Source organism: Modestobacter sp. KNN46-3 (assembly GCF_011039295.1).
In genome coordinates, this window is record NZ_JAAKGN010000006.1 from 76,219 (window position 1) to 82,848 (window position 6,630).

The 6,630-nt window shown below is 72.3% G+C and carries 8 protein-coding genes; 3 read left to right on the forward strand and 5 right to left on the reverse strand.

The window, feature by feature from the left end; genetic code table 11:
• Positions 1–52 precede the first annotated feature (52 nt).
• Entirely contained in the window at positions 53–700 is a 648-nt protein-coding gene (locus G5C62_RS03665; protein WP_164699956.1) for a TetR/AcrR family transcriptional regulator, read from the forward strand.
• 30 nt (positions 701–730) lie between these two features.
• Here the strand turns inward: G5C62_RS03665 and G5C62_RS03670 are convergent, their stop codons facing one another.
• Positions 731–1,600 carry a DUF368 domain-containing protein gene (locus G5C62_RS03670; RefSeq protein ID WP_164699955.1) on the reverse strand — a complete coding sequence of 290 codons (870 nt, stop codon included), beginning with the start codon at positions 1,598–1,600 and terminating at the stop codon, positions 731–733.
• Between the two features lie 122 nt (positions 1,601–1,722).
• A complete protein-coding gene (locus G5C62_RS03675) occupies positions 1,723–1,878 on the reverse strand; it encodes a hypothetical protein (protein ID WP_036337003.1) in 156 nt (51 codons plus the stop codon).
• Between the two features lie 194 nt (positions 1,879–2,072).
• Here G5C62_RS03675 and G5C62_RS03680 point away from each other — a divergent pair, with 194 nt between their 5' ends.
• Together G5C62_RS03680 and katG are read left to right on the forward strand one after the other, a co-directional pair.
• Complete coding sequence (locus tag G5C62_RS03680) at positions 2,073–2,549, forward strand: Fur family transcriptional regulator (RefSeq protein WP_241175676.1); 477 nt, start codon at positions 2,073–2,075, stop codon at positions 2,547–2,549.
• Positions 2,546–4,807 carry a catalase/peroxidase HPI gene (gene katG / locus G5C62_RS03685; RefSeq protein ID WP_164699953.1) on the forward strand — a complete coding sequence of 754 codons (2,262 nt, stop codon included), beginning with the start codon at positions 2,546–2,548 and terminating at the stop codon, positions 4,805–4,807. Before G5C62_RS03680 ends, katG begins: the two co-directional genes overlap by 4 nt.
• 191 nt (positions 4,808–4,998) lie before the next feature.
• Here katG and G5C62_RS03690 read toward each other — a convergent pair whose 3' ends face one another.
• The 3 genes from G5C62_RS03690 to G5C62_RS03700 all read right to left on the reverse strand — a co-directional run.
• Entirely contained in the window at positions 4,999–5,763 is a 765-nt protein-coding gene (locus G5C62_RS03690) for a hypothetical protein (RefSeq protein WP_164699952.1), read from the reverse strand.
• Positions 5,763–6,191, reverse strand: a complete 429-nt coding sequence (locus G5C62_RS03695) for a DUF808 family protein (protein ID WP_241175675.1) — start codon at positions 6,189–6,191, stop codon at positions 5,763–5,765. Before G5C62_RS03695 ends, G5C62_RS03690 begins: the two co-directional genes overlap by 1 nt.
• A gap of 82 nt (positions 6,192–6,273) precedes the next feature.
• On the reverse strand, positions 6,274–6,630 hold a 357-nt coding region (locus G5C62_RS03700; RefSeq protein ID WP_164699951.1), incomplete at its 5' end, for a glycosyltransferase.

Genomic DNA, 6,630 nt, shown 5'->3' on the forward strand with positions numbered 1-6,630 from the left:
TCATCAGTTCGGTCCTAGTTGGACTAGGACGAATACAGGTAGCGTGCTCGCCATGCCGCAGCCTGTCAACCGGCGGTCCTACAGCTCTCCGCTGCGGGCCGAGCGTGCGAGGGGGACCCGTCGCCGGGTGATCGCGGCGGCCGTCGAGCTCTTCCTCGCCCGGGGCTACGCCGGCACGACGCTGGCCGCGGTGGCCGCCGGGGCCCAGGTGTCGGTCGACACGGTCTTCCACCTGTTCGGGAGCAAGCGCGGGTTGCTGCAGGCGGCGATGGACACCGTGATCGGTGGTGATGACGCCGACGTGCCGCTGCTGGAGCGACCTGATCCACAGACGATGCGGACCGAGACCGATCCACGCCGGCAGATCGCACTGTTCGCCCACGGCATCCTCGGCCAGCTGGAGCGGATCGCCCCGGTCGACGACATGCTGCGCAGCGCTGCCGCGGTCGACGCCGACGTCGCCGCACTGCGGGAGGACCTGCACCACCGGCAGCGGCGCCAGGCCATGACGGCCGTCGCGGGGTGGATCGCGTCGAACAGCCCCCTGCGGGACGCGATGCCGGTAGCGGAGGCAGCCGCCATCCTGTGGACGCTCACCAGCCCCGAGCTGCACCACATGTTCCGGGTCGACTGCGGCTGGCCTCCGGACCGGTACGAACGCTGGCTGCGCACCACACTGGAAGACGGCCTGCTGCCTTGACAGGCCGCGAGCCGGCCGAGACCCGGGCGGTCAGCGATCGGTGTGGCCGGGCGCCGCTGGGAGTGCGGCCGCGGCGCGGCGCTCGACGCGCGCCTGGACCAGCAGGGCCGCGGTGACCGCCATCCCGGCTCCGACGGCGAGGGCAAGCATCGGCAGCGCGCCGTCATCGGGGGCCAGCAGACTGCGGTCCTCCTCCTGCCAGGGCCACAACGCTCGGAGCGACCCCGCCATGAGCCCGGTCATCAGCGCCAGGGTCAGGGCGTGATGCCGACGCAGCGCGGCCTGCAGCGCCTTGACGAACAGCCCCAGTCCCAATGCCGCCCCGAGGGCGAAGGCACCCAGGTAGCCGACGTCCCGGTCGTTGACCGCGGCCAACGTCGGTTGGCACAGCCCGACGGTCAGCAGGAGGAAGGAGCCGGACACCCCGGGCAGCACCAGCGCGCAGATGGCCACCGCGGCAGCGGGGACGACCAGCGTGAGCGGCGGATCGACGTCGCCGCCGGGTGGCAGCCCGGTCAGCAGGAACGCCACGCCGGCGCCCAGCACAGCGACAGCGACGTCCCGCCCGGCCCAGCGGCCCACCATCCGCGCGGGGACGACGATCGAGAACAGCACCAGCCCGGAGAAGACCGCCCGCGCCCCGACCGGGTGGTCCTCGACCAGCGGCTCGAGGAGCCGGGCCGCGACCATGACGGCGACGACCATGCCGATCAGCACCGGGACGATCGTGGGCCAGTGCGCCCGGCTCAGCTCCGTGCGGGCCGGCGCCCACCGCCCGGTGAGCGCCAGCCGCGAGGCCGTCACGACGTGCCCGGCACCGTCGATGAGCCGTTCGTACACCCCGACGACGAGTGCGACCGTGCCCCCGCTGACCCCCGGGACGACTTCGGCGGCGCCCATCGCCATCCCTCGGAGGACGTGGCCGGGAGCGTGTGCGAACCCCGCTCCCGGGGCCGGTGGACCGGGACTGCCGTGCTCCGCTGGGTGCATCGCCCGAGAGCTACCGCCGTGCACTGATCCGGTCAGACCTTGGTGTTGCGCTTCACCCAGCCGAAGGCGGCGGTCGCGACGAAGAGCACGGCGCCGATGACGAGCAGCCAGAACAAGCCCTCCACGACCGCACCGATGACCACGAACGCCAGCCACAGGACAAGCAGCAGTGCGATGAACCCGAGCATGAGGATCCCCTCTCCGTCGTCTCGGAGGATCTGCCCGTCTCCTTGCCGTCGGACACCCGTTCGGCGCGATCGTCACATGACCGCCACGAATGCGACGGGGCACCGCGGTCTCGGTTCCGGCTGACCCGCCGCGGCCGAACTGGGCCGGCCGGGCGTTTCTTGACTGCTTCAAGGAAACGGGCCACGATGACCCCGTGCCCGACCTTGCGGAGTTGGAGCGCGACCTGCGGTCCGCGGGCCTGCGCGTCACCCGCCCCCGCCTGGCAGTACTCGACGCCGTCCACGCGCACCCGCACCTCGACACCGAGGCCCTCATCGGCGCCGCGCGCACCCGCCTGGAGTCGATCTCCCACCAGGCCGTCTACGACGTCCTGCGGGTGCTCACCGACACCGGTCTCGTCCGGCGCATCCAGCCGCAGGGATCGGTCGCCCGCTACGAGGCACGCGTCGGCGACAACCACCACCACCTGGTCTGCCGGGACTGCGGCGTGATCGTCGACGTCGACTGCGCCACCGGTGCGGCGCCGTGCCTGATGCCGTCCGGTGACGCGCCACCCGACTTCGTCGTCGACGAGGCCGAGGTCATCTACTGGGGCCGGTGCCGCTCCTGCGCCACCGCACCGGCCGCCCCGTCCACCACCGCCCGTCCCGCAGAGAGAGGCAACCCGTGACCGAATACGACAAGTCCCAGGTCAGCACGGCCGACCACGACAAGACCGAGGTCGCCAAGGCCCAGTCGGAGAGCACCAGCGAGAGCGAGAACCCGGCGATCAAGGCGCCGGAGCCGGCCACCAACGGGCGCCCCCGCACCACCCGCGACTGGTGGCCCAACCAGGTCGACGTCCAGGTGCTCAACAAGACCTCCAAGGACTCCGACCCGCTCGGCGCCGACTTCGACTACAAGGCCGCCGTGGCCACGCTCGACGTCGAGGCGGTCAAGCGCGACGTCGTCGAGGTCATGCGCACCTCGCAGGACTGGTGGCCGGCCGACTGGGGCCACTACGGCCCGCTGTTCATCCGGATGTCCTGGCACGCCGCGGGCACCTACCGCATCGCCGACGGCCGCGGTGGCGGTGGCGAGGGCGGGCAGCGCTTCGCCCCGCTGAACAGCTGGCCGGACAACGCCAACCTGGACAAGGCCCGCCGGCTGCTGCTGCCGGTCAAGCAGAAGTACGGCCGCAAGCTCTCCTGGGCCGACCTGCTGGTGCTGGCCGGCAACGTCGCGCACGACGACATGGGGCTGAAGACCTTCGGCTTCGCCTTCGGCCGCGCCGACAACTGGCAGCCCGGCGAGGTCTTCTGGGGCCCGGAGGACACCTGGCTCGGCGACGAGCGCTACGCCGATGACGCCCCGCTGGACCTGGATGACGGCCACCTCGCCGCCGTCACCATGGGACTGATCTACGTCAACCCGGAGGGTCCGCAGGGCAAGCCGGACCCGCTGGCGTCCGCCCACGACATCCGCGTCACCTTCAGCCGGATGGGCATGAACGACGAGGAGACCGTCGCGCTGATCGCCGGCGGCCACACCTTCGGCAAGACGCACGGCGCGGGCAACCCCGAGCTGGTGGGCCCCGAGCCCGAGGGCTGCCCGGTGCACGGCAACGGCATCGGCTGGGTCAGCCAGTACGGCACCGGCAAGGGCGCCGACACCATCACCAGCGGCCTCGAGGGCGCCTGGACCCCGACGCCGACCCAGTGGGACAACACCTACTTCGAGATGCTGTTCAGCTACGACTGGGAGCTCACCGAGAGCCCGGCCGGCGCCAAGCAGTGGAAGCCGAAGAACCCCGAGGCACAGGAGCTCGTCCCGGACGCGCACATCGAGGGCAAGAAGAACGCCCCGATGATGGCGACCACCGACCTCGCCCTCATGGCCGACCCGGGTTTCCGGGAGATCTCCGAGCGGTTCTACAACGACCCGGAGTACTTCGCCGACCAGTACGCCCGGGCGTGGTTCAAGCTGCTGCACCGCGACATGGGCCCGAAGAGCCGCTACGTCGGCCCGGACGTCCCGGCCGAGGAGCTCATCTGGCAGGACCCGGTCCCGGCCGTCGACCACGAGCTCGTGGGCGAGGCGGAGATCGCCGACCTCAAGGCCCGGCTGCTCGACTCGGGCCTGACCGTGTCCCAGCTGGTGCACACCTCCTGGTCGGCAGCGGCGTCCTACCGCGGCACCGACAAGCGCGGTGGGGCCAACGGGGCGCGGCTCCGCCTGGAGCCGCAGATCAACTGGGCGGCCAACCAGGGCGTCGCCGACGTGCTGCCGGTGCTGGAGCGGGTGAAGAGCGACTTCGAGTCCCACACCGGCAAGCGGGTGTCGCTGGCCGACCTGATCGTGCTCGGTGGCACCGCGGCGGTGGAGAAGGCCGCGGCCGACGCCGGCGTGCAGCTCACCGTGCCGTTCTCCCCCGGCCGCACCGACGCCAGCCAGGAGCAGACCGACGTCGAGAACTTCCGCTGGCTGGAGCCGCGGGCCGACGGCTTCCGCAACTACCTCCAGCCGGGCAGCAAGCTCGAGCCGGAGACGCTGCTGATCGACCGCGCCTACATGCTGGAGCTGACCGCGCGGGAGATGGTGGTGCTCCTGGGTGGACTGCGGGTGCTCGGGGCCAACACCGGCGGTGTACAGCACGGCGTGTTCACCGACCGGCCGGGCGTCCTGTCGCAGGACTTCTTCCGCAACCTGCTGGACCTGGGCGTCCAGTGGCGCACCTCGGTGCAGGACGAGGACGTCTACGAGGGCCTGGACGCCGACGGGAACGTCGTCCGCACGGCGACCGCTGTGGACCTGGTGCTCAACTCCAACTCCATCCTGCGCGGCATCGTCGAGGTCTACTCGGGCGACGACATGCAGGAGAAGTTCGCCGAGGACTTCGCCACCGCCTGGGTGAAGGTCATGGAGCTGGACCGCTACGACCTGCGGTAGCCATCCCCACCCGGACGCCCCGGCCCGCCTCGTGCGGGCCGGGGCGCCCGCGCGTCCGGGCCTCTGCACGGTGGGAGGACATCGAGGAGAACGGCGAGGCCGAGACGCTGGCGGAGGCGCAGGCCCGGCCCGTCCCCGACGTCGACGGCTCCGCGCTGCGCGACTGCCCACCGGCCTGAGCCGAGGACGGGCTAGAGGGCCAGCAGCAGCGCGGTGAAGGCCAGGCAGGCGCCCCCGAGCAGCGGGACGTGTGCCCGTCCTGACCCGGGCAGCTGCTGCTTGAGGCTGGTGAGGACGATCGAGCCGGCCAGCAGCGCGGAGAGGACCCGCACGGCTGCGTCGCCGAGGTCCACCGCGGCCCCGATCCCCCAACCGACGAGGACCGCTGCGGCCAGGACCCACCGCCCCAGCCGGTCGTAGGCGCGCGGGTCCTGGTCGCGCAGCGCGATCTCGCCGACGAGGTACCGGGCGGACAACGCGACCGTGTAGAGGACCAGCTCCGTCGGACCGGGGCGGACCTGGTGCACCAGCAGGTACCCGACGAAGAGGTTGAAGACCAGGTACAGGGCGCCGCTGGCCCAGAACGGCCACGGGGTCGACGTGCCGCCCTCCTGCCGCTGCTCCCGGCGGTCGGCGTCCTGGGCCCGGTCGAGCACCGCGTAGTACAGCAGCAGGCCGGCCAGCGCGACGAGGAACGGACGTTCGGCCAGCAGGCCGAGCAGCCCCTGCCCCGGACCGGCCGGAGCCGCGGTGACGGGCTGCGCCAGGTCGGGGAGCAGGCGCCCGAAGACGTAGGCGATCGCCAGTCCGCCGGCGAACGACTGGAACCTGGCCGACCCGGGCGACACGCGCCGGCGGATCCGCGGGACCAGCAGCTGCACGACCACGAGCGCACCGGCGGCCACCAGGGCCGCCAGCGGTACGCCGCTCCCGGTCAGCTGGACAGCACTCGACATCAGGTGGCGCCCACTCCGCACTCAGACAGCCGCGCCTGCGCGGCTGGTGCGCCCCGCTCCCGCTCGCGGACGCCGCCCTTGCGCCGGTGCAGCGTGAGGGTCATGACCACCACGACCAGGGCACCGACCCCGGACACGATGGTCTTCTCGTCCGGCAGCGCGTCCTCCACCGTGGCGTGGCTCTCCTCGTGCGGCCGCAGCCGGTGCCAGATCTCCTCCGCCCCCTCGTAGCAGAGACAGGCGCCGCCGACCATGAGGATCGGGGTGAGGAGGAAGGGCAGGAACTCGCTGAGCAACAGCACCGCGGGCAGGATGATCAGCAGCTCGTTGCGCAGCGACCCGAGGGCGATCTTCCGGATGATGGGCAGTTCGCGCTCGGCGTTCAGCCCGTGCACGTACTGCGGCGTCACCCCGGCAGTCTCCCGCACCGGGGCAGCCGAGCCGGGTGACCGTCACCTCGATCGGGAGGCGACCGTGCCGGAGCGTCCCGCGCGGCCGCCACCGCACGGGTCACCGCGTTGCGCGAGCAGTTGACGGCCACCGGTCACGGTCAGATCGGCGCTCGGTCCTGACGCTCGCCCCTCCGGCGCCGGCCCGCGCCAGGACCTGCTCGTAGACCCCGAGCGTCTCCTCCGCCATCCGTCGCGCCGTGAACTGCTCGACGTACCTGCGTCGCCCGGCCCGGGCGTATCGGCGCCGCAGCTCGGGGTCGGCGAGCAGGTCGCCCAGCGCGCGGGCGAGGGCGGAGAGGCTGTCGAGGTCGCCGACCGCCTGGGCGAGCGGGATGGAGTCGGCGAGCTCCTGGGCCTTGGTGCGGATCTCGCCCGGGTTGCCGGTGTGCGCGGCCAGCCGCGCCTCGAGCAGGGT